The organism is Synechococcus sp. A10-1-5-9 (genome assembly GCF_047716785.1).
Lineage (GTDB): Bacteria > Cyanobacteriota > Cyanobacteriia > PCC-6307 > Cyanobiaceae > Synechococcus_C.
In genome coordinates, this window is sequence record NZ_CP180406.1 from 45199 (window position 1) to 69228 (window position 24030).

At 60.4% G+C, this 24030-nt stretch carries 22 protein-coding genes; 10 read left to right on the forward strand and 12 right to left on the reverse strand.

Translation table 11 applies throughout. The annotated features are described in order from the left end of the window. Positions 1-70 precede the first annotated feature (70 nt). From ACLM45_RS00285 to ACLM45_RS00295, 3 genes are read left to right on the forward strand one after another with little or no spacing between them, the layout of a single operon-like run. The gene (locus tag ACLM45_RS00285) at positions 71-1378 is read left to right on the forward strand and encodes a glutamate-5-semialdehyde dehydrogenase (RefSeq protein WP_415409965.1); all 1308 of its coding nucleotides are present in this window, start codon (positions 71-73) and stop codon (positions 1376-1378) included. Continuing rightward, on the forward strand, positions 1378-1761 hold the full coding sequence (locus tag ACLM45_RS00290; RefSeq protein WP_415409967.1) for a dihydroneopterin aldolase: 384 nt from the start codon (positions 1378-1380) through the stop codon (positions 1759-1761). The genes ACLM45_RS00285 and ACLM45_RS00290 overlap by 1 nt, the downstream gene beginning before the upstream one ends. A gap of 1 nt (position 1762) precedes the next feature. Further along, a complete protein-coding gene (locus ACLM45_RS00295) occupies positions 1763-2401 on the forward strand; it encodes an esterase/lipase family protein (protein ID WP_415409968.1) in 639 nt (212 codons plus the stop codon). Between the two features lie 39 nt (positions 2402-2440). Here ACLM45_RS00295 and ACLM45_RS00300 read toward each other — a convergent pair whose 3' ends face one another. The 6 genes from ACLM45_RS00300 to thrS form a co-directional block, all read right to left on the reverse strand. Further along, positions 2441-4552 (reverse strand): M3 family metallopeptidase, encoded by a 2112-nt coding sequence (locus tag ACLM45_RS00300; protein ID WP_415409969.1) that lies wholly within the window; start codon positions 4550-4552, stop codon positions 2441-2443. 6 nt (positions 4553-4558) lie between these two features. Further along, a complete protein-coding gene (locus tag ACLM45_RS00305; RefSeq protein WP_415409971.1) occupies positions 4559-6130 on the reverse strand; it encodes an NAD(P)H-quinone oxidoreductase subunit 4 in 1572 nt (523 codons plus the stop codon). 56 nt (positions 6131-6186) lie between these two features. Beyond that, the gene (thrB, locus tag ACLM45_RS00310; protein WP_415409972.1) at positions 6187-7134 is read right to left on the reverse strand and encodes a homoserine kinase; all 948 of its coding nucleotides are present in this window, start codon (positions 7132-7134) and stop codon (positions 6187-6189) included. Positions 7135-7148: 14 nt separating this feature from the next. Next, entirely contained in the window at positions 7149-8225 is a 1077-nt protein-coding gene (locus ACLM45_RS00315; protein WP_415411444.1) for a glucokinase, read from the reverse strand. A gap of 89 nt (positions 8226-8314) precedes the next feature. Continuing rightward, on the reverse strand, positions 8315-8734 hold the full coding sequence (locus ACLM45_RS00320; RefSeq protein WP_415409974.1) for a DUF1824 family protein: 420 nt from the start codon (positions 8732-8734) through the stop codon (positions 8315-8317). Further along, positions 8731-10566 (reverse strand): threonine--tRNA ligase, encoded by a 1836-nt coding sequence (gene thrS / locus ACLM45_RS00325; protein ID WP_415409975.1) that lies wholly within the window; start codon positions 10564-10566, stop codon positions 8731-8733. The genes ACLM45_RS00320 and thrS overlap by 4 nt, the downstream gene beginning before the upstream one ends. A 28-nt stretch (positions 10567-10594) precedes the next feature. Between thrS and ACLM45_RS00330 the strand changes: the two genes are divergently transcribed. Next, complete coding sequence (locus ACLM45_RS00330) at positions 10595-10912, forward strand: DUF2605 domain-containing protein (protein WP_006040870.1); 318 nt, start codon at positions 10595-10597, stop codon at positions 10910-10912. Then, positions 10909-11304, forward strand: a complete 396-nt coding sequence (locus ACLM45_RS00335; RefSeq protein WP_415409976.1) for a DUF2752 domain-containing protein — start codon at positions 10909-10911, stop codon at positions 11302-11304. Before ACLM45_RS00330 ends, ACLM45_RS00335 begins: the two co-directional genes overlap by 4 nt. Here the strand turns inward: ACLM45_RS00335 and ACLM45_RS00340 are convergent, their stop codons facing one another. The 4 genes from ACLM45_RS00340 to ACLM45_RS00355 all read right to left on the reverse strand — a co-directional run bounded on the left by ACLM45_RS00340 (position 11305) and on the right by ACLM45_RS00355 (position 14786). Next, positions 11305-12030, reverse strand: coding sequence for an endolysin (locus ACLM45_RS00340; protein ID WP_415409978.1), 726 nt, complete (start codon positions 12028-12030; stop codon positions 11305-11307). Positions 12031-12249: 219 nt separating this feature from the next. Beyond that, a complete protein-coding gene (gene trpS / locus ACLM45_RS00345) occupies positions 12250-13263 on the reverse strand; it encodes a tryptophan--tRNA ligase (RefSeq protein WP_415409980.1) in 1014 nt (337 codons plus the stop codon). 3 nt (positions 13264-13266) lie between these two features. Next, on the reverse strand, positions 13267-13800 hold the full coding sequence (locus ACLM45_RS00350) for a hypothetical protein (protein ID WP_415409982.1): 534 nt from the start codon (positions 13798-13800) through the stop codon (positions 13267-13269). 80 nt (positions 13801-13880) lie between these two features. Then, positions 13881-14786, reverse strand: coding sequence for a cation diffusion facilitator family transporter (locus ACLM45_RS00355; protein ID WP_006040875.1), 906 nt, complete (start codon positions 14784-14786; stop codon positions 13881-13883). Positions 14787-14939: 153 nt separating this feature from the next. On the opposite strand from ACLM45_RS00355, the gene ACLM45_RS00360 reads away from it, so the two are divergent. Together ACLM45_RS00360 and psbA (ACLM45_RS00365) are read left to right on the forward strand one after the other, a co-directional pair. Then, complete coding sequence (locus ACLM45_RS00360; RefSeq protein WP_415411445.1) at positions 14940-16298, forward strand: DUF697 domain-containing protein; 1359 nt, start codon at positions 14940-14942, stop codon at positions 16296-16298. A gap of 166 nt (positions 16299-16464) precedes the next feature. Beyond that, a complete protein-coding gene (psbA, locus tag ACLM45_RS00365) occupies positions 16465-17541 on the forward strand; it encodes a photosystem II q(b) protein (protein WP_415409984.1) in 1077 nt (358 codons plus the stop codon). 90 nt (positions 17542-17631) lie between these two features. On the opposite strand, the gene gap is transcribed toward psbA (ACLM45_RS00365), so the two are convergent. Next, on the reverse strand, positions 17632-18636 hold the full coding sequence (gap, locus tag ACLM45_RS00370; RefSeq protein WP_006040878.1) for a type I glyceraldehyde-3-phosphate dehydrogenase: 1005 nt from the start codon (positions 18634-18636) through the stop codon (positions 17632-17634). Between the two features lie 266 nt (positions 18637-18902). On the opposite strand from gap, the gene psbA (ACLM45_RS00375) reads away from it, so the two are divergent. From psbA (ACLM45_RS00375) to ACLM45_RS00385, 3 genes are all read left to right on the forward strand, one after another. Next, positions 18903-19982 (forward strand): photosystem II q(b) protein, encoded by a 1080-nt coding sequence (gene psbA / locus ACLM45_RS00375; RefSeq protein WP_006040880.1) that lies wholly within the window; start codon positions 18903-18905, stop codon positions 19980-19982. Between the two features lie 126 nt (positions 19983-20108). After that, a complete protein-coding gene (locus ACLM45_RS00380) occupies positions 20109-21149 on the forward strand; it encodes an FUSC family protein (RefSeq protein WP_415409986.1) in 1041 nt (346 codons plus the stop codon). Between the two features lie 262 nt (positions 21150-21411). After that, entirely contained in the window at positions 21412-21822 is a 411-nt protein-coding gene (locus ACLM45_RS00385) for an HIT family protein (RefSeq protein ID WP_415409988.1), read from the forward strand. Here ACLM45_RS00385 and katG read toward each other — a convergent pair. Then, positions 21811-24006: a catalase/peroxidase HPI gene (gene katG / locus ACLM45_RS00390; protein WP_415409989.1), complete on the reverse strand. Its 2196-nt coding sequence runs from the start codon at positions 24004-24006 to the stop codon at positions 21811-21813. The two genes, ACLM45_RS00385 and katG, sit on opposite strands and share 12 nt — an antisense overlap. Positions 24007-24030: the final 24 nt, after the last annotated feature.

The window sequence follows — 24030 nt, forward strand, 5'->3', positions numbered from 1 at the left end:
ACGTCGAGACGTGTTGACTCCGCCAGACCCTCGGCATTGATGATGGCCTTAGTGAGAGTCGCCCTCAGGTATGAACGAAGTCCCAGTGCCGTCCCCTGAGCTGCTGCAACGGGCTGGCGCCGTGCGTCTGGCCGCGGTGGATCTGGGGATGGCTGACGATGGTCAGCGAATGCAGGCTCTGAAGGCCATGGCTGAGGCCCTGGCTGATCGCTCTGATGCCCTCGTGGCAGCCAATCGTGAAGACCTGGAACGCTCGGCCGCCGAGGGTCTAGCGCCCGCCTTGATGGCCCGGCTCAAGCTCGACGCTGCCAAGCTGGGGGGGGCGATCGATGGCGTTCGCAAGGTGGCCAGTCTCAGGGACCCGCTAGGCCGGCGTGACCTGCACCGAGAACTGGATCAAGGCCTTGCGCTGGAGAGGGTTTCAGTGCCTCTTGGGGTTCTGGGTGTGATCTTCGAAGCGCGTCCTGACGCCGTGATTCAGATCGCCTCCCTGGCCATTCGCTCCGGTAACGGCGCCCTGCTCAAAGGGGGCAGTGAAGCCCGCTGCACCAACGAAGCGGTGATGGAGGCCCTCAAGGCTGGGCTGGCCTCCAGTGCTATCTCCCCCGATGCACTCGCTCTTCTGACCACCCGTCAGGACAGCCTGGCCCTGTTGAAGCTGGATGGTCTGGTTGATCTGATCATTCCCCGTGGCAGCAACGAACTGGTGCGTTTCATTCAGGACAACACCCGGATTCCCGTGTTGGGTCACGCTGACGGAATCTGTCATCTATTTGTGGACGCGGCAGCGGATGTGGACAAGGCTGTTCGGGTGGCGCTGGATAGCAAGACCCAGTACCCGGCGGCATGCAATGCCATCGAGACCCTGCTGGTGCATCGCTCTGTGGCCGCCTCCTTTCTTTCCGCTGCCATCCCGGAGTTCCGCAAGGCGGGGGTAGTGCTGCGTGGCGACGCCGCCAGCGTTGCTTTGGGAGTGTCTGAACCAGCCACGGACGATGACTGGCGCACTGAATACCTCGATCTGATCCTGGCGGTGAAGGTGGTGGAGGATCTGGCTGAAGCCGTTGAGCACGTCCGCTGTTTTGGCTCCCGTCACACCGAGTGCATCGTCACGGAGGATGCCGCCGCCGCCGACCGCTTCCTGAGCTCCATCGACAGCGCAGGGGTATATCACAACTGCTCCACCCGTTTTGCCGATGGTTTCCGCTATGGGTTCGGCGCTGAGGTTGGCATCAGCACCCAGACGCTCCCGCCTAGGGGCCCGGTCGGTCTGGAGGGTCTGGTGACGTATCGCTACCGATTGCGCGGCGATGGCCATGTCGCAGCGGACTACGCCACGGGTGCGAGCCGCTTCACGCACAAGGATCTGCCGTTGTGATGCCCTCGCTGATCCCTTCACTCGACGTGATTCGCATCGATGACCTGTGCCTCTGGGCCCATGTGGGAGTGCTGGAGCATGAGCGCCGGGATGGGCAATGGTTCCGTTTGGATCTTGCCTTGCATCTGGATCTCTCCGGTGCTGCGGCATCGGATGCGCTTGAGGCCACAGCCGACTACAGCCTGGCTGTGAATGCACTTCAGGTTCTCGCCGCTGAGATTCGTTGCCAGACAATCGAACACTTCAGCGAACGGGTCTTCGAGGTCTTGGAGAGTCTCTATGGAGCCCTGCCGATGCATCTGCGCCTCAGCAAATGTTCCCCACCCATTGCTGGATTCAACGGTACGGTGAGCATTGAGCGCTGGCGCAACAGGCCGTTTTGAGATGACCACTTCGGTCACGGTGCCCTCGTCAGTTCGGCGTCCTCTCGTTCTTGTTCACGGGCTCTGGGATTCCCCCCGTCTCTTCAATCGTTTGGTTCGCCGCCTGGATGCCTACCAGTGGCCGGTGTCGGTGCCGCACCTTCCCCATCGTCTCGGTGCGGTGCCGCTTGTCACTCTCGCCGAACGTCTGGATGATCACATCCGCCAACGCTGGGGAGATGGCTGCGTGATTGATCTACTGGGTTTCTCCATGGGGGGCATCATCAGTCGTGTTTGGCTTCAGCAGTTGGGGGGAGCCCGGAGAACCCATCGCTTCATCAGTGTCGGCAGTCCACAGCGAGGCACACTCACGGCACAGTGGATTCCCCGCTGGTTGTTGGCTGGGCTGGCCGATATGAAACGCGGCAGTTCCCTGCTGCGTTCTCTGAATGCGGATCCTTCGCTACTGCAAGCCCTCGACTGTGTGAGTTGTTTCTGCGGTTGCGATCTGATGGTGGTGCCCGGATGGCAAGCCCGTCTCCCCGTCGGAACGGTGCGGAGCATTCCAGTGCTGACCCATCAGCAGCTCATATCCAATCCTCATGCGTTGGATGTGCTGATGCAGGCCCTCCTTCGCGACGCATCCTCTGCGGACGGGTGACACTGTCTAAAGCTGAGGTGTCACTTCGGTGTAGTCGACTCAACTGGCTTTCAAACCCGAATGGCGGATGAGCGCTTTGCTGCTGGCATCCCGACCTCGGAACTGTCGATAGATCTCTGCTGGACGGAGACTTCCCCCCAGGCTGAGGATCGTGTTGCGGAATCGCTCGCCGGTGGCCGCCACAGCATCATCCTGGTCCAGACCGACCTCTTCAAATGCCGAGAAGGCGTCAGCACTAAGGACTTCCGCCCACTTGTAGGAGTAGTAGCCCGCTGCATAACCGCCAGCGAAAATATGTCCGAACGCGCAGAGGAAGCGGTCGGTATCGATCGGCGGCAGCACTGTCGTCGTCTCGGCGATACGGCGACGGAAGGCATCCGGGCTCAGGCCGAGGTTCGTGGACCATTGGCTGTGAAGCCGAAGATCGGTTAGTGCGAAGTGGATTTGGCGAAGGGTGCCACTGCCCTGCATGAAGGTGCGGCTGTTGCAGAGCTTGTTGTAATCCGCTTCGGGCAGTGGCTCACCCGTTGTCCAGTGCCGGGCCATGCCCATCAGTGTCCTGCGGTCGAAGCACCAGTTCTCCATGAACTGACTGGGGAGTTCCACGGCATCCCACTCCACGTTGTTGATGCCAGCGGCCTGGGGGTGCTCGACTGTGGTGAGCATGTGCTGCAGGCCATGCCCGAATTCGTGGAAGAGGGTTTCCACCTCCTCAAAGCTCATGAGGCTGGGGGTGTCCCCAGAAGGTGGGGTCTGATTGCAGATCAGGTAGGCCACCGGCAGGGTTAAGTCTCCGTTGGGTTGCCGTTTGCGGTTGAGGCACTCATCCATCCAGGCCCCGCCGCGCTTGCTCGCCGGCCGGCTGAAGGGATCCAGGTAAAACCCAGCCAGGGCTTCTCCCCTGCGGTCGAGGACTCGGAAGAACCGCACGTCCTTGTGCCAGATGGGCGCATCACCATCCGCCGCTTCAATGCGGATCGCAAACAGGCGTTCGCAGAGGCTGAACAGGCCATCGAGAACCTGTGGCAGGGGAAACCACGGCCTCAAGGCTTCCTGATCGAGATCGAAGCGCTCCCTGCGCAGTTGCTCCGCCCAATAACTCACATCCCATGGAGCGAGAGCATCCATGGCACCGCGGCTAGCGGCGAGTTGGTTCAGTTCCTTCAGCTCCCGCTCAGCGACGGGCATGGCCGCAACCCTGAGTTCTTCAAGAAGGGTTTCCACCGCATCCACCCCATCGGCCATCTTGGAGGCCAGGCTCAGCTCAGCCCAGTTGGCATAGCCCAGTCGCTGGGCCTGCTCCTGGCGTAAAGCAAGGATTTCTTCGATCAGCGGGCCATTGTCGAGATCACCCTGGCTCGCTCGGCTCACGTAGGCCTTGTACACCGTTTCGCGAAGATCGCGGTCTTCGGCATGGGTCAGGACCGGCACGTAGCTCGGCATGTCCAGTCCCAGTCGCCAAGGCCCTTCCGCGGCGGTGGGTTCGGCACCGGAGGAGGCACGGTCCCCCGCGGTGGCTGCAGCAACGGCCAGATTCTCCAGGACGCGTTCGGGAACTCCCTGCAGTTGATTGCGGTCGTGCACCACGAGGCTCCATTGCTGGGTGGCGTCGAGAACGTGATTGCTGAAACTGGTGGAAAGGGCTGCCAGACGCTCGCTGGTGCGGTTGAAGGCCTGTTGGTCATCCCCTGTCAGACCAACTCCGCGATGCTGCATCGAGAGCAGTTCGGTTTCGAGAATGCGGACCTGGGTTGAATCAAGCGTGTTGTTCTGTTGCTCCAGCAAGGAACGCAGGGCCTGGTGAAGGACTGAGCTTTGTCCGACTCTGTTGCTGAAACGCACCACCTCAGGTTGTTGTCGTGCGTGGGCTTCACGCAACTCCGGCGTGTTGCGAACGGCTGTGAGGTGCGTCACCACGCCCCAGCTCCAGCGCAATCGTTCCCCCAAAGCATGGAATGGAGGCATGAGTTCGTCCCAGGACAGGGGGGGGCTGTCTGGTTCAGAGAGGCGCTCGCGAAGTTGGTCCTCCAGAGCGGTGAACCTTTCACTGAGATCAGCCAGCAGGGACGGGATCTGTTGATCCACCTGTTCGGTATCGATGGCGTCGAATTGAGGGAGTCCCTCGCAACGCAGCAGTTCCGATGGGGGCATGGATGATCAGCCGGTGGGGAGGAGGGCGCGCATGGCCACGACGGTGTGTTTGGCCAGATCCACCGCCAGGGCATCGGTGGAGGCTTCATACAGATCCATCGCGATCCGGGGCCAGATGCCAATCACAAGCGTGGGGACCAGCAGAGTGAGACCGATCACCAGTTCGCGAGGACGCATGTCTTCGACAAAAGCAAGGGCGGGAATCCGTGGACCGAAGAACACCCGACGGCACATCGACAGGAGATAAATCGGAGTGAGAACCAGACCGATGGCCGCGAGCACGATCGTGGTGACCCTGAACAGTGTGGTGAAACTCTCCTGGCTGGTAATGCCGAGGAACACGGTGATTTCACTAATGAATCCACTCATGCCCGGCAGTGCGAGGGATGCAAGGGAGCTGGCAAGGAAGAAGGCGAAGGTGATCGGAAGCACCTTGGCGAGTCCGCCCATGTTGGGGATGGACAGGGTTTTGGTGCGCTCGTAAAAGCACCCGGTCACGAAGAACATGGCCGCGGCAATCAGGCCATGACTGATCATTTGCAGCATGGCTCCACTGATGCTGAGTGCATCGACGGCACCGATGCCCAGCAGCACAAATCCCATGTGACTGACCGAGCTGCAGGCGATTCTGCGCTTCACGTTGTCCTGCGCGAAGGCATTGAGAGCGCCGTACACGATGTTGACGATGCCCAGGATGATCAGAGCCGGTGCCATCACGAGGTGGGCATCCGGAAGCATCTGAACGTTGAATCTCAGCAGGGCGTAGCCACCCATTTTCAGAAGCACGCCTGCCAAAAGCATGGAAACCGGAGCATTCGCTTCCCCGTGGGCATCGGGAAGCCAGGTATGAAGCGGGAACATCGGTAGTTTCACTCCGAATCCCACAAGGAAGCCGAGGTAACAAAGAAGGCCGAAACTTCCTCCCGGTGAGCGCTGTGCGAGCTCATTGAGGTTGAGCGTGAAGGTGTCGCCGGACAGGGCGAGTGCCAGCCCGCTGATCAGGATCAGCAGTGACGCAAGAGCGGTGTAGAGGATGAATTTGGTCGCGGCGTACTGACGGTTCTGACCACCCCAAATAGCGATCAGTAGATAAACGGGGACCAGTTCCAGCTCCCAGGCCAGGAAGAACAGCAGGAAATCCTGGGACAAGAACACAAGGCCCTGGGCCGAGGCCTGGACCAGCAGCAGACCGAAGTAAAGCCGTGATTTATGAGTGACATTCCAGCTGGCCGCAACAGAGAGAAGCGTGACCAGACCGCTGAGAACAACAAGAGGTGCGGAGAGACCATCGGCCCCCAGGGACCACTCCAGACCGATGACCGGAAGCCAGCTGACTCGTTCAACAAGCTGGAGCTCACTGCTCATCGGATCAAAATGTTGGCTGAATACAGCCAGCATCAGGACGAGATCCACCAGCAGAACGCCGATCGCCACGTTGCGTGGCACCGGCGACGGGGTTTGGTCGTCGCCAGGCAACAAGGGCATGAGCAATGCCGCCGCCGCAGGTAGCAACACGATCAGCGACAACCAGGGAAAGCCTGCGTCGGACGCAGCCGTCAAAGGCAGATTTGCGTCCATGGCGTCCACAAGATTGTGATTGAACTTATCAGCTCCAAGGGTGAGCTTAAGTACAACTACCCAGCATCGCGAGGCTGCCAGTGGCTCCCAGTCGTCTGCAGATTCAGTAGGGGGGCACGGCTGGCGATACCGACCGATTCCCAGGCTCTCACCATGGCCTGGCTGATGCTCGGCCCTTTCTCCTCCGTGCAGAGGGCCAAAATGCTTGGACCGGCTCCGCTGATGGAGCAGCCCCAGGCTCCCGCCTCGAGAGCGGCTTGGCGCACCTCCTGCCCTCCCTTGATCAAGCGCCACCGGTAGGGCTCATGCAACCGATCATGCATGCCATCGGCGATCAGATCGCCGTTGCCTGTGCGCAGGCCCTGCAGGAGCAGCGTGAGCGCACCAAGATTGACCACCGCATCTCCCACGGGAACGGTTTTCGGCATGGCGCGACGGGCTTCGCTGGTGCTCAGACGGATAGCGGGAATCGCAACCACGGCCTTGACGCTGTGCATCCATTCGCAGCGCACCACCCGCCATCGCTGCGATGCCGCCTTGGCTGTCATGCAAAGACCCCCGAGGAGGGAGGGCACCACATTGTCGGGGTGGCCTTCGATGTCGATGGCTAGCTCCAGAAGTTTCTCGCGGCTCAAAGGCTCTCCGACCAGAGCATTGGCCCCCACGAGGCCGGCGACGATGGCTGTGGCACTGCTTCCAAGGCCGCGGGCCGGCGGAACCGCCAGGCGCACTCTGGCCTCGAGAGCGAAAGGTCCTTCACCTGCAGCCTTCCAAACCCGTTGAGCGGCTCGATACACCAGATTCTCGGCTCCACCGCGGAGATGGGATCCCTCTTGCCCTTCGATGATCAGCTCGAAGCGTTCACCATCCCCCTCGATTCGCCGCATGGTGAAGCGGTTGTTCAGATCCAGGGCTGCACCGAGACAGTCGAAGCCTGGTCCGATGTTGGCTGTGGTGGCTGGAACATCCACCACAACGGTCTGGCCTATGCGCGGCTGCGCCATCCCTACTGATCTACTCAGGCTAGTGTCCCACCCGACTCCGCCAGATCGCGTGCCCTGCAGGCTGAACTGAACAATCCGGCCTCCGGATCGGTCACGGCCCTAATGGTGATGCTTTCGATCAGGGGCCTGAAGCGTCCTTTCCGGCGAAGAGGCTCCAAAAACTGCGGCGAGCGCAGGCCGTCGATGACCTTTTCCGCTGTACCACCGCCGATCCAGAGTCCACCGATGCAAAGTTCTTGAAGGGCCAGATCCCCTGCAGCGGATCCATAAGCTCCGAGCCACAGCGTCATCGCGGCCTGGGCTAGAGGATCTCCTGAGACCGCTGCCTGGCTGGTGTGGGCTGGCAAGTCTTCATGCTCCGGGTGGTCTGCCGGCAGCGTCCTCCAGGCTTTTGCCTTGGCCTGCAGGGGGTGATCGGCGTTGTCATGAGTGGAGAGCATCCAGCACATCACATACCCAAGCCCCGTGCCGCTGACAACGCGTTCGATCGACAGTCGATCGAGATCAAGGTCACTTCGCATCCACTGGGCCAAATGCCATTCATCTTCAGTTCGCGGGGCGAATTCCCGGTGCCCGCCCTCGCTGGGCAAGGCCAGCCAGCCCCTGGCCGCAGGAAGGCCGCGAGCCATTCCCAGGCCCGTGCCTGCACCAAGAATGGCCACGGCTCCGCCGTCGTGTCCTGATTCTGTCGGGGTGTCTCGGCCGCTTCCGGTCTGCAGCACCACCTGTTGCGATGCGTTGAGGTGGGGCAGGCCATGGATGAGCACAGCAAAGTCGTTGACCAGCTCAAGTCGTTGCAGTCCTGTGGCATCGCAGAGCGAGGATTCGCTCATGCTCCAGGGGAGATTGGTGAGCTTTGCCGTGCCGTTCTGGACTGGTCCGGCCACGGCGATACAGCTGGTTTCAGGTTTGGACACACCTGGAGGCAGGGTCTTGAGAAAATCACCCAGCATCGATTCAAGATCGTTCCACTCAGCCGACGCATAGCGATGGGAATGCTTCTTGTTCAGCCCCCGATCGGTTTCGCTGTAGATGGCCAGTAGGGTCTTGGTGCCTCCGAGATCACCGGCCAAAAATGTTTTGGCTGCCATGGGGTGGTGTCTGGCATCGATCCCAAGGGTGAAGATGGTGCCGTTAAACGGCAAGCGATCTGGACGACATCCTTGAAGGATCGAGGTCGTCAGTGTTGTCCTTCTGGCCCAGCTTCATTGAAGAAGTTCAGCGGAAGCGGCCCCCAAGTAGTGCTGGGATGACTCTCGTCATCACCATGGCCAGTGATCAGGATTCCTTCCCCCAGGCCCTGTTCGATGCGGATGCGGATAGATCCGCCGTTCTGATTGGCTTTGAGGAACACAGGTCCTTGTTCCTCGGTGCTGGCTATCACAGTCATGGGCTCCCACGCCTGGCTGCGTTCGAGCGCCCGAAGGGCCGCTAAGGCTTGAGCGGCAGAGGGGGCCATGACGCCAACGGTGAACCAGCTGGCGCTGTCCATGGCTTCGGTGAGCTCGGATCGCAGGCCTTCCCAGACCTCAGAACTGAGCTCCGGAGCCCCGCGCAGACGGGCCAGATCGCCGAGGGAGGTGATCGCAGACTCCGTCATCCCTTCAGCTCCAGTCCTGCGGCACGTTGTGCGTTGGCGTTCTGAACAGCTCGGAGTAAATCGGCCACAGTCACCACACCGAGATCGCCATCCCTGCGGCTGCGAAGACTCACGGCATTTTGTTCAGCTTCCTTGGCACCGATCACGGCCAGAACAGGAATTTTCATCTGTTCGCCGGTACGGATCAACTTGCCGAGACGGTCGCCGCTGCGATCGATCGTGGCCCGCACCCCCACCTGGGTGAGCTGGTCCAGCAGGCGTTCGGCGTAGGGCTGCACCTCATCGGTGACCGGTAGCAGCCGCACCTGCTCGGGGGCCAGCCAGAACGGATAGTCGCCCGCGTAGTTCTCGGTCATGATCCCGAAGAACCGCTCCAGGGAGCCGAAGATGGCCCGGTGGATCATGATCGGGCGCTGTTTGCTGCCATCCGCAGCGATGTAATCGAGCTTGAACCGCTCCGGCAGGTTGAAATCGAGCTGGATGGTGGAGCACTGCCACATCCGGCCAATGGCATCTTCGATCTTGAGATCGATCTTGGGTCCATAGAAGGCCCCGCCGCCTTCATCGATCTTGTAAGCCCAGCCTTTGCGTTCCAGCGCTTCGATTAACCCTTTGGTGGCCAGATTCCAGACGGCGTCATCACCGATCGATTTCTCCGGGCGAGTGGAAAGGTTGATTTCGTAGGTATTGAAGTCGAAGGTGGAGAGAATCCGCTCGGTGAGGTCAAGGATTTTCAGGATCTCATCGCTGATCTGTTCTGGAAGGCAGAACACGTGGGCGTCGTCTTGGGTGAAGCCGCGCACGCGCATCAGGCCGTGCATCACTCCCGGCCGCTCGTAGCGGTACACGGTTCCCAGCTCAGCCCAGCGGATCGGCAGTTCCCGGTAGCTGCGCAGCTTGCTGGCGTAGGTGAGCACATGGAACGGGCAATTCATCGGCTTGAGCTGGTACTCCCGCTCGTCCACCTGCATCGGGCCGAACATGCTTTCGGCATAGAAGTCGAGGTGGCCAGAGGTCTTCCAGAGGCTGATGTCGGCCACGTGGGGGGTGTAGAGCAGCTCGTAGCCACCTTCGAAGTGGGCCTGGCGCCAGAAGTCCTCGATCAGCAGACGCATGCGGGCTCCTCGGGGGTGCCAGAACACCAGACCGGCACCGGCTTCATCCTCGATTGAAAACAGATCAAGGTCTTTACCGATGCGGCGATGGTCACGCCGCAGAGCCTCTTCCTTGCGCCGCTTGTGCTCGGCAAGCTGTTCGGGGGTCTCCCAGGCGGTGCCGTAGATCCGTTGCAACTGGGCCTTGGTTTCATCGCCGCGCCAGTAAGCCCCCGCCACGCTCTCCAGCTCAAAAGCCTTGGCGTTGAGCTGGCCGGTGTGATCCACGTGGGGGCCGGCGCAGAGGTCCCACCAGTCGTCACCCAGGGTATAGAGGGTGATCGGCTCTTGGAGGCCTTCCAGAATCTCCAGTTTGTAAGGCTCGTTCTGGGCCTTGATCTTTGCTTCGGCCTGGCTGCGGCTCACCTCGACGCGCTCGAGGGGCAGCTTCTTGTTGATGATCTTGATCATCCCTTTCTTGATCGCCTTCAGATCGGCTTCGGTAAAGGGATCCGGGTTGTCGAAGTCGTAGTAGAAACCGGATTCAGTCCAGGGGCCGATGGTGACGCGGGCCTGGGGAAAAAGCTGTTGCACCGCCATGGCCATCACGTGGCTCATGGAGTGGCGGATTTTGAGCAGCTGCTCGTTCTCGCTGGTTTTGGGCAGCACCACTGGGCTGGGGGGGGCTGAGGTCGTTGCTGCCGCGCTGCTCACCGTCTGCTGATCGGGATTCGCCATCCTATGGGGATACTGCCTGCACCCTTTGATGAAGCCGGATCGGGATCCTGAAGCCGATGCTCTGCTGGAGTCCCTCCTGGATTCACTGTTGAGGGATTTCAATCACTGGTTCCATCGGGGAGAAGAGTTGCTGAGGGTCTGTCCGGACGCTGTGATGGATCGAAAGGACCGTGAGGCCATGGCGGCGCGGCTGGATGAGGGCCTCAGGGCCATCGAAGCAACACGAGCGCTCGTGAGCGCCAGTCCTGAGGCGATGGCCGTGTCGATGGATGCCATGGCTCCGTGGCACCAGCTGGTGATGGAGGTTTGGGCTCTGGCGGCTCAGGTGTCCAGAACGTCTCGATGAGGAGCGCTTCAGGCCATCGACGCAGCGGTTGGATCAGCCTGGGAGTGCTTGCTGCCCTCGTTCTTCGCGCTCGTGGCGTGCCTCTGCTGTTGCCAGGGTGCCCTCTGCGCACTCTCACAGGGATTCCCTGTCCCACTTGCTTTCTCACCCGTTCGGCTCTGGCCACGCTGCACGGTGATCTCGGAGAAGCCTTGGAGCTTCATCTCTTCGGCCCACCCTTGGTCTTGGGCCTGGGTTGGGTCGGATGGCGGCAGGCGGTCATGGGGAGAGAGCTGCCCAGGCTGGGATCGTCCCGCTGGCTCCTGCTCATCGTTCTCGGCGCTGGACTGGGTTTGTATTGGATCGTGCGCCTGGGGCTTTGGTTTGGTTTGGCTGTTCCCCAGCCAGCTTGATCAGCTTTCGGTCCCGTTTCGTAATTCGCTCAGATTGCTCCTGTAAAACGCCAAGAGTTCGGAGTGGGACTTCACGGGTTGGCCATAGGCACTGCGTCCAGCATGGGTGGGGAAAGACGCCCATTCCGGTGCCAGACGGTTCATGGCGGCCCTGGTGAGCCCATTGCGGTCGACCTCCTGAAGGGCGCCGCGCTTTTTCACCAGGTGCAAAGCGGCTTGGTCTTGATGCTTGGGAGCAAAGCTGGGGAGCTTGAGCTTGCGTGCTGTTTCCTGCCAGGTACTGGGGAGGAACTGGTAAGCGCCGGCAGCAGCGCTGGAGTAGCGCTTCACCACGACGCGTTCAGGATGACGCGACAGATCTTGAAAGAGCCCACCGCCGTACAGGGTGCGGTACCCGAGGTCTCGGCCATCTTTCCAGGTTCCTTCCGCGTAGCGGATGGTATTCAGCAGGGCCCTGCGTTCCGGCGTAATGGTGTAAGGGGTGGCTTCTAGATCGTCGGTGCGCTCTTTCTGCTCTTGGCGACGAAGAGCATCATCCACTGTTTGAGCCTGATCCACTCGCTCCTCGGAGCGTTCGGCCTGGATGCCCGTCCCCAACGTCATCATTAGACCCACGCTGAGGGCTCCAATGCCGAGGATCTTGGGTCCGGAGGTCTTGGAAGAGCGGATCAATGTGGTGGTTTGACGCAGCAAGCCGGGAACGCTCCAGAGGAATGGAAGCGCCACCTTCGTTAATGGGAAGGGGCTCTGGCGAGTGGGTCGGGGTCGCCCTTGACGCTACGAAGTCTGTATGCCTGAGCAAAAACACTCAGGCCTGAGCTTGCCTGAGACCCATGAGATCTTGCTTCTGGACTGGCAATCCCCCATGGGAGGGTGCCGGCGGGTCGCTTCGGCTCTCAGGAGGTATTAAGTATTAGTGAAACTTTTTAGTTCCTTTGCCAATGATCAGCTGCTTCTGAGAAAGCCGAGGGCTGAGCGAACCCTTTGCGCGCTGGCATCCGCGACGGCACCAGCACGCTGGCGGCCGGTTTCCAGTACGGCGAGGAGCTGAGCACGGTCTTCCATCAGCTCGTGGTAGCGCTTTTGGATTGGATCGAGGGCCGCCACCGTGGCCTCTGCAAGAAGGGGTTTGAATTGACCCCACCCCATCTCAGAGCACTCCGCGGCTGCTGCCTCACGCCCTCTGCCGCTTAGAAGGGCGTAAAGCCCGAGCAGATTGTCTGTCTCTGGGCGTTCAGGATTGCCGAATTCAAGGCCTCGTTCCGGGTCAGTCTTGGCCCGCTTGATCTTCTTGGTGATCTGGTCCGGAGGGTCGAGCAGGGTGATGCGGCTTCCCTCATTCGGGTCGCTTTTGCTCATCTTGCTGCGACCGTCGGTGAGGCTCATCACCCGAGCGCCGTCCTTGAGGATGAGCGGTTGGGGAACCTTCAGGATCGGTGCGTCCTCGGTTCCGAACCTTGCATTGATGCGCTGCTGCGCGATGTCACGGGCGAGCTCAAGATGCTGTTTCTGGTCCTCTCCGACGGGGACGAGATCAGCGTCATAGAGAAGGATGTCAGCGGCCATGAGCACTGGGTAATCCAGGAGCCCTACGGACACGTTGTCCCCCTGTTTCAAAGCCTTCTCCTTGAACTGGATCATGCGTTCCAGCCAATTGAGAGGAGTGACGCAGTTCAGCAGCCAGCAGAGTTCGCTGTGGGCAGGCACCTGGCTCTGCACAAAAATCGTGCAGAGCTCAGGATCGAGCCCGCAGGCCAGGTAGAGGGCCGCCGTTGAGAGGGTGTCTTCCGCCAGGCGTTTCGGATCGTGGGGCACGGTCACGGCATGGAGATCCACCACGCAAAAGAACGTGTCGTGGTCGTGCTGGAGATCCACCCAGTTTCGGATCGCTCCGAGCCAGTTCCCTAGATGGAGGGCACCGGTTGGCTGGACGCCAGAAAGAACGCGTGGCCTCCCCATCGATCAGGCTCCGGGCTCGCTGGTCGGGGCCGCTTCGGCTGCAGGTTGTTCGGTTCCTGCGGCTTCAGGATCCGCAGACGCAGGTTCGACATCAGCGTCTGCGCTGGTTTCGGGCTCAGGCTCGGGCTCCGGGGCAGGAGGCTGAGGCTTGGCGGGTCGTGCAAAAGGGTCAGGCTTGGAGCTGCGACCTCCTTCACCCCGGCCCTCGCCACGACGACCGCCCCGCTCGTCATCACGACGACCGCCGCCACGGTTCCCCTGGGCACGTTGCTGGGCCACCAGCTCATCAAGCTTTCCATCCTCGAGCATCTGCCCAAGGGTGCGGACAGCAAATCCGAGCACTGCCACGGTGGAGCGCAAATTGAGGGCTTCCTGGAGCGCCCGCGCGGATCGCATCTCGTTGTCGCTCAATCTGATCCTGAAGCCGCCACCCTCTCGGTTGCCGGGGCCGCGGCCGCCTCGGGCTCCACGACCGCCCTCGCGGCCGCCTTCACCTGGTCCGCCCTGTTGGCGGGAATCGCTGTAGGAATCAGTCATGGCCTGGGGCCTGGAGTCAGGCGCAAGTGTGACGCATCACCGCAGCCCAGGGAATGTCCTGGGGAGCTTCGTCAGCTGTTTCAACCGTGGGTACCCCGAAAGGTGATCTGTTGTTCCGCGTAATCCCTCGGCTCCAAGTGGATGGTGCAGCGCACCGGTCCGAACCGGGTCTCCAGTCGATCCTCGACCTGCTCGGTGATGCGATGGGCTGCCGCGAGGTCATCCACGTCCACCACCATGTGCATGTCGATAAAGACTCTCTGTCCCAAGACTCCGCGGCTGGCGATGTCGTGGCAATTCAAAACTCCAGGAACTCCCATGGCCTGCGCATGAATTGCTTCGGGGGCAATGGCGATGTGATCAACCAACCAGGGCAGGTTGTCCCTCAGAACATGCCAGCACACGCGAATCAGGATCACGGCCAAGGGCACGGCCAGAATGAGATCCAGCCAGTTCACTTTGAAGATCCAGGCACCAGTCAGTCCCACCAGCACAATCACAGTGGTCCAGATGTCGCTGGTGGTGTGATTGGCATCGGCCAGAAGCAGCTGACTGTTTAGCTTTCGTCCTTGTCGACGCTCATAACGGGCCAGCACGACGTTCAGCACCAGCACAACGAGAAGCAACAGGAGTTCGGGCCAATCAATCCTCAGCTGGGGAAGTCCATCCAGAATGCGCTGGCCACCCGTGATCAGGATCTCGATCGCGGTAAAGAAGATGAATCCGGCGATCGCCAGGGCTCCGATCCCCTCATATTTGTCGTGTCCGTAGGGATGGTCGCGATCGGGCCTCGGGTCAGAGAGGCTGTTGGTGATCAGCGCCAGCAGGCTTGAAAGGGCATCTGTCGCACTGTGCATGGCGTCCGCGATCACCGCCAGGGATCCGCTGGCCAACCCCACCGCAAGCTTGAGTGCGGTCATGCTGAGGTTGATGGTCAAGGCCACCATCAGCACCCGCTTCACCTCGTTTCTGCGATCGCTGGCCATGGAAGGCTGATGATGACCTCTCAACCATATGGAGAGACCTTTGTCCTGGCCGTCAGGAAGGGTCGGATTGCCCGCTGCACGATTTCAGGCTGGCCATCAGCGGGTGCCGTAAGCATCGAGGTGAGCTAGGAAAGCCGGGTGTGTGGGCCCGTCGTGCAGTTTCCGGTGCAATCGATCCGCAACCTGGTCGTTTCCGGTTGGTCTCTGTCCCCCCGATTGGCAGGTCGGCTGGCTGTTTCCGCAGGTGTGCTCACCGCTGGGCACTGGTTGCTCACCGACGTCGCTCACATCCCAGGAGGAGGTTTCGGCGTTCTGGCGGCTGGAGCCGGCCTTTGGTGGCTATCCCGTCCGGTGAAGCCTCCTGTTTTTCAGGAACCCGAATCACTCAAGGGCTGGATTCAGCGTTGCAACGATGTTCTTCGTCAGTTCGCTGAACTGGAGACCGTCCTCGGGTTCACCGATCTGTGCAAGCCCAGAGCCGCCGAGCTCGATCGCTTACTGGACTTCGACGAGCCGCTCAGTCTTGGGGTGGTAGCCACAGACGGCACACCTTTACCGTCGACGGAGCGTTTGCAGGTCGCCCTGGCGGGTGTTCGCAACCTCGACCTCTGCATCGGAAGGCCTCTTCCTGTTGTTGGGACGTCCTGGAGCTGGCCAGCTGATCTGCAGCAGCTCGATGTTCTTCTGCATGTTCTGCCCCTGCCCCTGCGGGCGGCTGATCTGCTCTGGCTGGAGCAGCTGCCTGTCGATCGTCCCGTGTGGTTGCTGCTCGAGTCGGAGTCATCCAGGTCTGAGCAGATCCAGGCCCTGAACTGTCAGCTTCCGGAGCGTTGGCACCAATCGCTGCTTCCATGGAACGGGACGGCCGAGACGCTCAGGAGTGTGCTCCAGCCTGTCCGTCGTCAGCTTGATGAGCCACAGTCTGTTAGAGACATCACCCGTCAGCGACTGCTTCGGGACCTGCACCGCTGCTGGCAGGCCGATTTGGAAGGGTTTCGCCGCGAACGGTTTCGTGCCCTGCTTCAGCAAAGCCAGTGGATCGTGGCCGGTGTGGTGGCTGCGTCGCCGCTTCCCAGTGTCGACCTCCTGGCTGTCGTGGTTGGCAATGGCCTGATGGTGAAGGAGATGGCAGCAATCTGGAATTGCCCTTGGAGTCAGGACGTCCTGCAGGCTGTGGTGCGTCAGCTCGGGGGTGCCGCTCTCGCCCAGGGCGTTGTGGAATGGAGCGGCCAGGCGCTGCTCGGTCTGGCCAAGCTGGATGGTGCGAGCTGGCTAGCGGCTGGCGCGGTTCAGGCATTGAGCGCTGCTTATCTCACCCGCGTGGTGGGAGCGTCGATGGCGGACTGGATGGCTCTCAATGCTGGCGTTGCGGAGCCCGACCTCGAAGAACTCAAGCGTCAGGCGCCGTTGCTGGTGGCCCGCGCCGCTGACCGGGAACGACTCGATCTGCGTGGTTTCGCAGACCAGGCCCGCGACTGGATCCGAGCGAGGAGCGACTGGAGTGCCGCCTGACTTTGCATTAATTCATGAAGTATTCATGAAGCTGTTATGAATTAATGCTGCGAGATGACTCGAATAATGTGAAGTGGTGGTTATTGATCGACAATTCCATACTCTTAATTCTGAATCCAGGCCTTCAATTTGAGCGTTTGGATTCATTCCCGTACTCATTTGATTCATGGCTACTGCAATTCGCAGCGGTCGCCGCGGCAGCTGGGAAAGCTTCTGTCAGTGGGTCACCGACACCAATAACCGCATCTATGTGGGCTGGTTCGGTGTACTGATGATTCCCTGTCTGCTCGCAGCCACCACCTGCTTCATCGTTGCCTTCATCGCAGCGCCAGCTGTTGACATCGACGGCATCCGTGAGCCCGTCGCCGGCTCCCTGATCTACGGAAACAACATCATCTCCGGTGCTGTTGTTCCTTCCTCGAACGCCATCGGCCTGCACTTCTATCCCATCTGGGAAGCGGCTTCTCTTGATGAGTGGCTGTACAACGGCGGTCCTTATCAGCTGGTGGTCTTCCACTTCCTGATCGGTATTTCCGCCTACATGGGTCGCCAGTGGGAACTCTCCTACCGCCTCGGCATGCGCCCCTGGATCTGCGTTGCTTACAGCGCTCCGCTGTCTGCTGCCTTCGCCGTGTTCCTGGTGTACCCCTTCGGTCAGGGTTCCTTCTCTGACGGCATGCCCCTCGGCATCTCCGGCACCTTCAACTTCATGCTGGTGTTCCAGGCAGAGCACAACATCCTGATGCACCCCTTCCACATGCTTGGTGTGGCTGGTGTGTTCGGTGGTTCCCTGTTCTCCGCCATGCACGGTTCACTGGTGACCTCCTCCCTGGTGCGTGAAACCACCGAGAGCGAGTCCCAGAATTACGGCTACAAGTTCGGCCAAGAGGAAGAGACCTACAACATCGTGGCTGCCCACGGTTACTTCGGTCGCCTGATCTTCCAATACGCCTCCTTCAACAACAGCCGCAGCCTTCACTTCTTCCTGGCTGCCTGGCCTGTGGTCGGCATCTGGTTCACCTCCATGGGCGTCAGCACCATGGCGTTCAACCTGAACGGTTTCAACTTCAACCAGTCTGTTCTGGATGGTCAGGGCCGGGTTCTCAACACCTGGGCTGATGTGCTGAACCGCGCCAACCTCGGCATGGAAGTGATGCACGAGCGCAACGCTCACAACTTCCCCCTCGACCTGGCTGCTGTTGAGTCCACTCCTGTGGCTCTGCAAGCACCTGCCATCGGCTGAGGCTGAAGTCTCTTAACCCAAAGATTCAGCGTCAGTTGAATCGGAAAGCCCTCACCTCACGGTGGGGGCTTTTGTTTTGGGTTCAAACGTTCAGGACTGATGTGTTGCCATGTGCCTCATTAAATCGATGCACTTGCAGCTGTAGGCCCATTCGTTGTCGTACCAAGCCACCAGTTTCATGAAGCGGTCATTGAGAGCCATCCCCGCTCCCGCGTCGAACACCGACGTGCAGCTTTCTCCCAGCAGATCATTGGAGACGATCGGATCTTCCGTGTAGCCAAGGATGCCCGAAAGACCATTCTGTGAGGCCTGTTTGATCGTCTGCTTCAGATTCTCGTAGCTGGTTGGACGGTCCAGATTCACTGTGAGATCGACCACGGAGACATCAGGAGTGGGGACCCGGAAGGCCATGCCGGTGAGCTTGCCGTTCAGTTCAGGAATGACGCGGCCTACGGCTTTTGCCGCTCCCGTGGAGCTGGGAATAATGCTTTGCCCCGCTCCCCGTCCTCCACGCCAGTCCTTCAGGGAGGGACTGTCCACTGGTTTCTGCGTTGCCGTTGTGGCGTGCACTGTGGTCATCAGACCGCTGACAATCCCGAAGTTGTCGTGCACCACCTTTGCCAGAGGGGCCAGGCAGTTGGTTGTGCAGCTGGCGTTCGAGACAATCGCCTGCCCGGCGTAGCTGGTGTGATTCACACCCATCACGAACATCGGGGTGTCGTCCTTGGATGGAGCACTCATCACCACGCGACGGGCGCCGGCATCCAGGTGAGCCTGGGCCAACGGGGCAGTGAGAAAAAAGCCCGTGCTCTCGAGCACGTAATCCGCGCCGATCTCGCCCCAGCGAAGCTGACTGGGATCTCTTTCAGCGGTGATCCGGATCGGTTGGTCGTTCACAACAAGCGCTCCGTCCTCCACGCGGATGTCGCCTTGAAACTGACGATGGGTGGAGTCGTAACGCAGCAGGTAGGCCAGGTAGTCGACCTCGATCAGATCATTGATTCCCACTACCTCCACATCCGGGCAGGTCATGGCCTGACGAAAGGCGAGCCGGCCAATGCGGCCAAATCCATTGATGCCGATGCGGATGGCCATTGAGCGATGGAAAGCAGATCCTTTCCGGCTTATAGAGAGCTCATGCGCTCTTGAACGCTGCCCTTGCGGGGATCCGCACAGGTCGCATCGCGTGCAGCCTTCTGAATCAAGGATCAGCTGGACTTATCAAAGCCATCACCGATCCTCGTTGGCGCAGCCAGTGTCTTTGGTTGTGGAAGAGCAAAGTCCCTTTACATTGTGAAGGTCGGTTAACCGACTTTTTTTACCGCTGACGGGTTTTCCCTGACGCTTTCTCCCCCGTACTCATGACCACCACCATTCAGCAGCGCTCCGGCGCCAATGGCTGGCAGTCCTTCTGCGAGTGGGTCACCTCCACCAACAACCGCCTGTATGTGGGCTGGTTCGGTGTGCTGATGATCCCCACCCTGCTGGCTGCCACCACCTGTTTCATCGTTGCCTTCATCGCAGCGCCCCCCGTCGACATCGACGGCATCCGTGAGCCCGTCGCCGGCTCCCTGATCTACGGAAACAACATCATCTCTGGTGCTGTTGTTCCTTCCTCGAACGCCATCGGCCTGCACTTCTATCCCATCTGGGAAGCTGCTTCTCTCGACGAGTGGCTGTACAACGGCGGTCCTTACCAGCTGGTTGTCTTCCACTTCCTGATCGGCATCTTCTGCTACATGGGTCGCGAGTGGGAACTTTCCTACCGCCTCGGCATGCGCCCCTGGATCTGCGTTGCTTACAGCGCACCTGTGGCTGCTGCCTCCGCCGTGTTCCTGGTGTACCCCTTCGGTCAGGGTTCCTTCTCTGACGGCATGCCCCTCGGCATCTCCGGCACCTTCAACTTCATGCTGGTGTTCCAGGCAGAGCACAACATCCTGATGCACCCCTTCCACATGATGGGCGTCGCAGGTGTGTTCGGTGGCTCCCTGTTCTCCGCCATGCACGGTTCACTGGTGACCTCCTCCCTGGTGCGTGAAACCACCGAGAGCGAGTCCCAGAACTACGGCTACAAGTTCGGCCAAGAGGAAGAGACCTACAACATCGTGGCTGCCCACGGTTACTTCGGTCGCCTGATCTTCCAATATGCCTCCTTCAACAACAGCCGCAGCCTTCACTTCTTCCTGGCTGCCTGGCCTGTGGTCGGCATCTGGTTCACTGCCCTGGGCGTCAGCACCATGGCGTTCAACCTGAACGGTTTCAACTTCAACCAGTCCATCCTTGATGGTCAGGGCCGCGTCCTGAACACCTGGGCTGATGTGCTGAACCGCGCCAACCTCGGCATGGAAGTGATGCACGAGCGCAATGCTCACAACTTCCCCCTCGACCTGGCTGCTGCTGAGTCCACTCCTGTGGCTCTGCAAGCACCTGCCATCGGCTGAGGCTGAAGTCTCTTACCCAAAGATTCAGCGTCAGTTGAATCGGAAAGCCCTCACCTCACGGTGGGGGCTTTTTGTTGTGAAGCCACGGACGCATCGCCACGATGCCAACAAGACCGTGTCGCAACGATGGATCCATCTACAAGCGGTCACGGTCCCTGGAACTTGTCCTCACTTCTGGATTTTTCCCGTCCTGCGCATGCAGCCTGGTCTGATGTGATGCGCGGAGCCGGCATCACTACGCTGCTCGGCTGGATCGCCCTGACCTTGAACGCTCCCAGGGCGTTGCTGCCACTCACCCTTGGGTCGGTGTTCACGGCTATTGCAGAAACCGGTCAGGGGCGCGAGCATCCCTGGCGGACCATGGCCTGGACCACCAGCTGGCTCACGGTCGCCGCTGGATTCGGCGCCGCTATTGGCGAAAACACGCCACTGGCTGTTATCGCCTGTGGAGCCATGGGCTTGATCTGCGCCTCTGCAGCAAGCCATGACAAGCGAACGGCTGTTACCAGTCTGCTCACGTTGGTGGTGTTCACGATTTACGTGGGCTACCCCGGGCCCACTGTTCCGGCCCTGCAAGACATGGGGCTGATTCTTCTGGGGGGGGTGATCCAAACCCTCGTTTGCTCAGTGGTTCATGCCTTCCGACAGGTGAAGCATGAGCGCCTCTGCATTACACCAATCTGGAGACATCTGAGGACCTTTCGCCCGTCAGACATGCACGTACGGCATGGCATTCGGCTGGCCATCACTCTGATGGTGGCTACAGCTATTTCGGAATCGACAGGCTTGCCTCATCAGTACTGGTTGCCTATGTCGGTGGCTTGGATGAGCAGGGCTCAGTTGAACAACACCTGTCAGCGTGTTCTGCATCGTTTGTTCGGCACTTTTTTAGGGCTGGGTTTCATTGCACTGGTGGTGCGGTGGATCGGTCCACAAGGAGCGCATTGGTTACCGCTTTCACTGTTAGGAGCGGGGATCCTGATCGCCTACGTCTGGGTGCACTACGCCGCAGCGGTGGTCGGTGTGACCATCTGGATCATCGCCGCCTTTGCCCTAGTGGGAGATCCTGTGATCGATACGCTCTGGAACCGCATGCTTGACACCACCATCGCCTCCGCGATCGTGCTGATGGCAGTTTGGATTGATCCTCGTGCCAGTGAATCATGAATGCATCGACGTGGCTGATGCTGAGACCGCTCTTGTGACTCTGTGAGCTCCCGCCATCGGCTGAGGCTGAAGTCTTCAAGAGATTCAGCTTCAGTTAAATCGGAAAGCCCCCACCGAAAGGGGGGCTCCTTATTGCCTTGCTTTTGGCTGATTCGTCAGGCTCAATTTTCAGGTGATGCCGCTTATGCCCCCTGCTTCTCTCCCCTCAGAACCAACCTGTGGGATCTGTGTGCTCCATCAGCACTCACCTCAGCTCGAACCCATGGAGATCTGGAGAAGTGAGCATTGGTTGCTGCGTCACCATCCCCATCCCAGTCCCCTCGCAGGTTGGTGTCTGCTCGATGCCCGACGCCACTGCGGAGGTCCTCTTGATTTCAGTGCTGTTGAAGCGGCGGAATGGGGCCTCATCGTGCAACGTGCCTCGCTCCTGGTAAAGCAAACCAGCGGTTGCGAACGCGTGTACGCCATTGCCTTCGGGGAGGGAGCGCGCCATCTCCATCTGCACCTCATCCCGCGTTGCAGCGGCATCCCCGAGACGGAAGCGTGGGCCGTTGCAGACCTCTATCGGGATGTGAAAGATAAGCGCCGCTTAGCGGCGGCTGATTCCGAGGTTGATGCCTGGATTCAGGATGCACGCCACAAGGCCCTCAGCCTGATGGCCTCAGCCGTGTAGATCGAAGCGGTCCAGCTCCATCACCTTCACCCAGGCTTTGACGAAGTCGGCCACAAAGCGGCTGCTGCCGTCGTTCTGGGCGTACACCTCAACAATCGCGCGAAGCTGGCTGTTGGATCCGAACACCAAATCGGCGCGGCTGGCGCTCCAGCGTTCGGCTCCGCTTGAACTGTCGTGACCGACATACGCATCCTGGGCTTCGTTGGTCGGTGTCCAGCGGGTTGTCATGTCCAGCAGGTTCACGCAGAAGTCATTGCTGAGTACGCCGACATTTGTTGTGAACACGCCTTGCCGGTTGCCGCCGGTGTTGGCGCCCAGCACGCGAAGACCCGCCAGCAGCACGGTCATTTCAGGGGCGCTGAGCGTGAGCAGCTGGGCTTGATCAATGAGCAACTCCTCGGCCCGCAGGGGAAGGCCGCTGCGTTTCCAGTTGCGGAAGCCGTCCGCCAAGGGCTTGAGCACATTGAAGGAGGCGGTGTCGGTCTGCTCCGGGCCGGCATCGCTGCGACCGGGTCTGAACGGCACCATGACCGATTGGCCGCCATCAGCGGCAGCCTTCTCCACGGCGGCACACCCTCCCAGTACAACCAGATCGGCAATGGATACCGACTTGCCATCGGTGCGGCTGCTGTTGAACTCGGACTGAATCGTCTCCAGGGCCGCGAGAACTCCATTCAGCTGCTCGGGGTCGTTCACCTCCCAGGTGCGTTGGGGCAAGAGCCGGATGCGACCTCCGTTGGCACCCCCGCGGCGATCGGAGCCGCGGAATGTGGATGCTGAGGCCCAGGCTGTTGCCACGAGGGCGGACATGCTTTGGCCACTGGCCAGGATCTGCTGCTTGAGGTTGCTGATGTCAGCGTCATCGATCAGCGCATGGTTGACGTCAGGAATCGGGTCTTGCCAGATCTGCACCTCCTCGGGAACCTCCTGGCCGAGGTAAAGAGCACGGGGCCCGAGATCGCGATGGGTGAGTTTGAACCAGGCCCGGGCAAACGCATCGGCGAAGGCCTCCTGGTCCTGATAGAAGCGCCGGGCCACCGGCTCCATGATCGCGTCGTGCCTGAGCGATAGATCAGCGGTGGTCATGATCGGTGCTGACGACTTCCCGGCCACATGGGCATCGGGAACCATGTGCTCGGGCTTCACATCCTTGGCCGTCCATTGCCAAGCGCCGGCTGGGCTCTTGGTGAGTTCCCAGTCATAGGTGAACATCATCTGGAAATAGCCCTGATCCCAGCGGGTGGGGTTCGGTTTCCAAGCGCCTTCGATGCCACTGCTGATGGTGTGTTGTCCTTTGCCCGTTTCGTAGCTGTTTCGCCATCCAAGGCCCTGCTCATGGAGAGCAGCACCTTCCGGCTCGGCGCCCAGGTTGCTGTCTGGAGCTGCACCGTGGCACTTGCCGAACGTGTGACCACCAGCCACCAGGGCCACCGTTTCCTCCACGGTCATGCCCATGCGGGCAAAGGTTTCACGCACGTCGCGACCTGACGCCACAGGATCGGGTTCGCCACCAGGACCCTCAGGATTCACATAGATGAGCCCCATCTGAACGGCTGCAAGGGGTTGCTCGAGCTCTCCCTTTTCGTTGTGCCGCTCATCGCTGAGCCAACCGGTTTCCGTCCCCCAGAACACATCCTCTTCCGGTTGCCAGATATCCACACGGCCGCCGGCGAAGCCGAAGGTGCGGAAGCCCATGGATTCCAGGGCCACATTGCCCGACAGGATGATCAAGTCAGCCCAGGAGATGGCATTGCCGTACTTGCGTTTGACTGGCCACAGCAGCCGCCGGGCCTTGTCGAGGTTGGTGTTGTCAGGCCAGCTGTTGAGGGGGGCAAAGCGCTGGTTGCCGTGGCCTGCTCCGCCGCGACCATCGCCCGTGCGATAGGTGCCTGCGCTGTGCCAAGCCAGACGGATGAACAGTGCTCCGTAATGACCCCAGTCGGCGGGCCACCAGTCCTGGGAATCGGTCATCAGGGCCTGAAGATCAGCCTTCAGGGCGGTGTAATCAAGTGCGGTAAATGCTGAGGGGTAATCGAAATCGTCGCCCAGCGGATTGGAGGCCGGGTGATGTTGATGCAGGATCCCGAGGTCGATCTGATTGGGCCACCAATCGCTGTTATCTGTTCTCCCCGCAGGTGTAACGGCTCCCGTGTGACCACTGAATGGGCATTTCAGATCTGACATCGAAAGCGTCTACATCCACTTTTG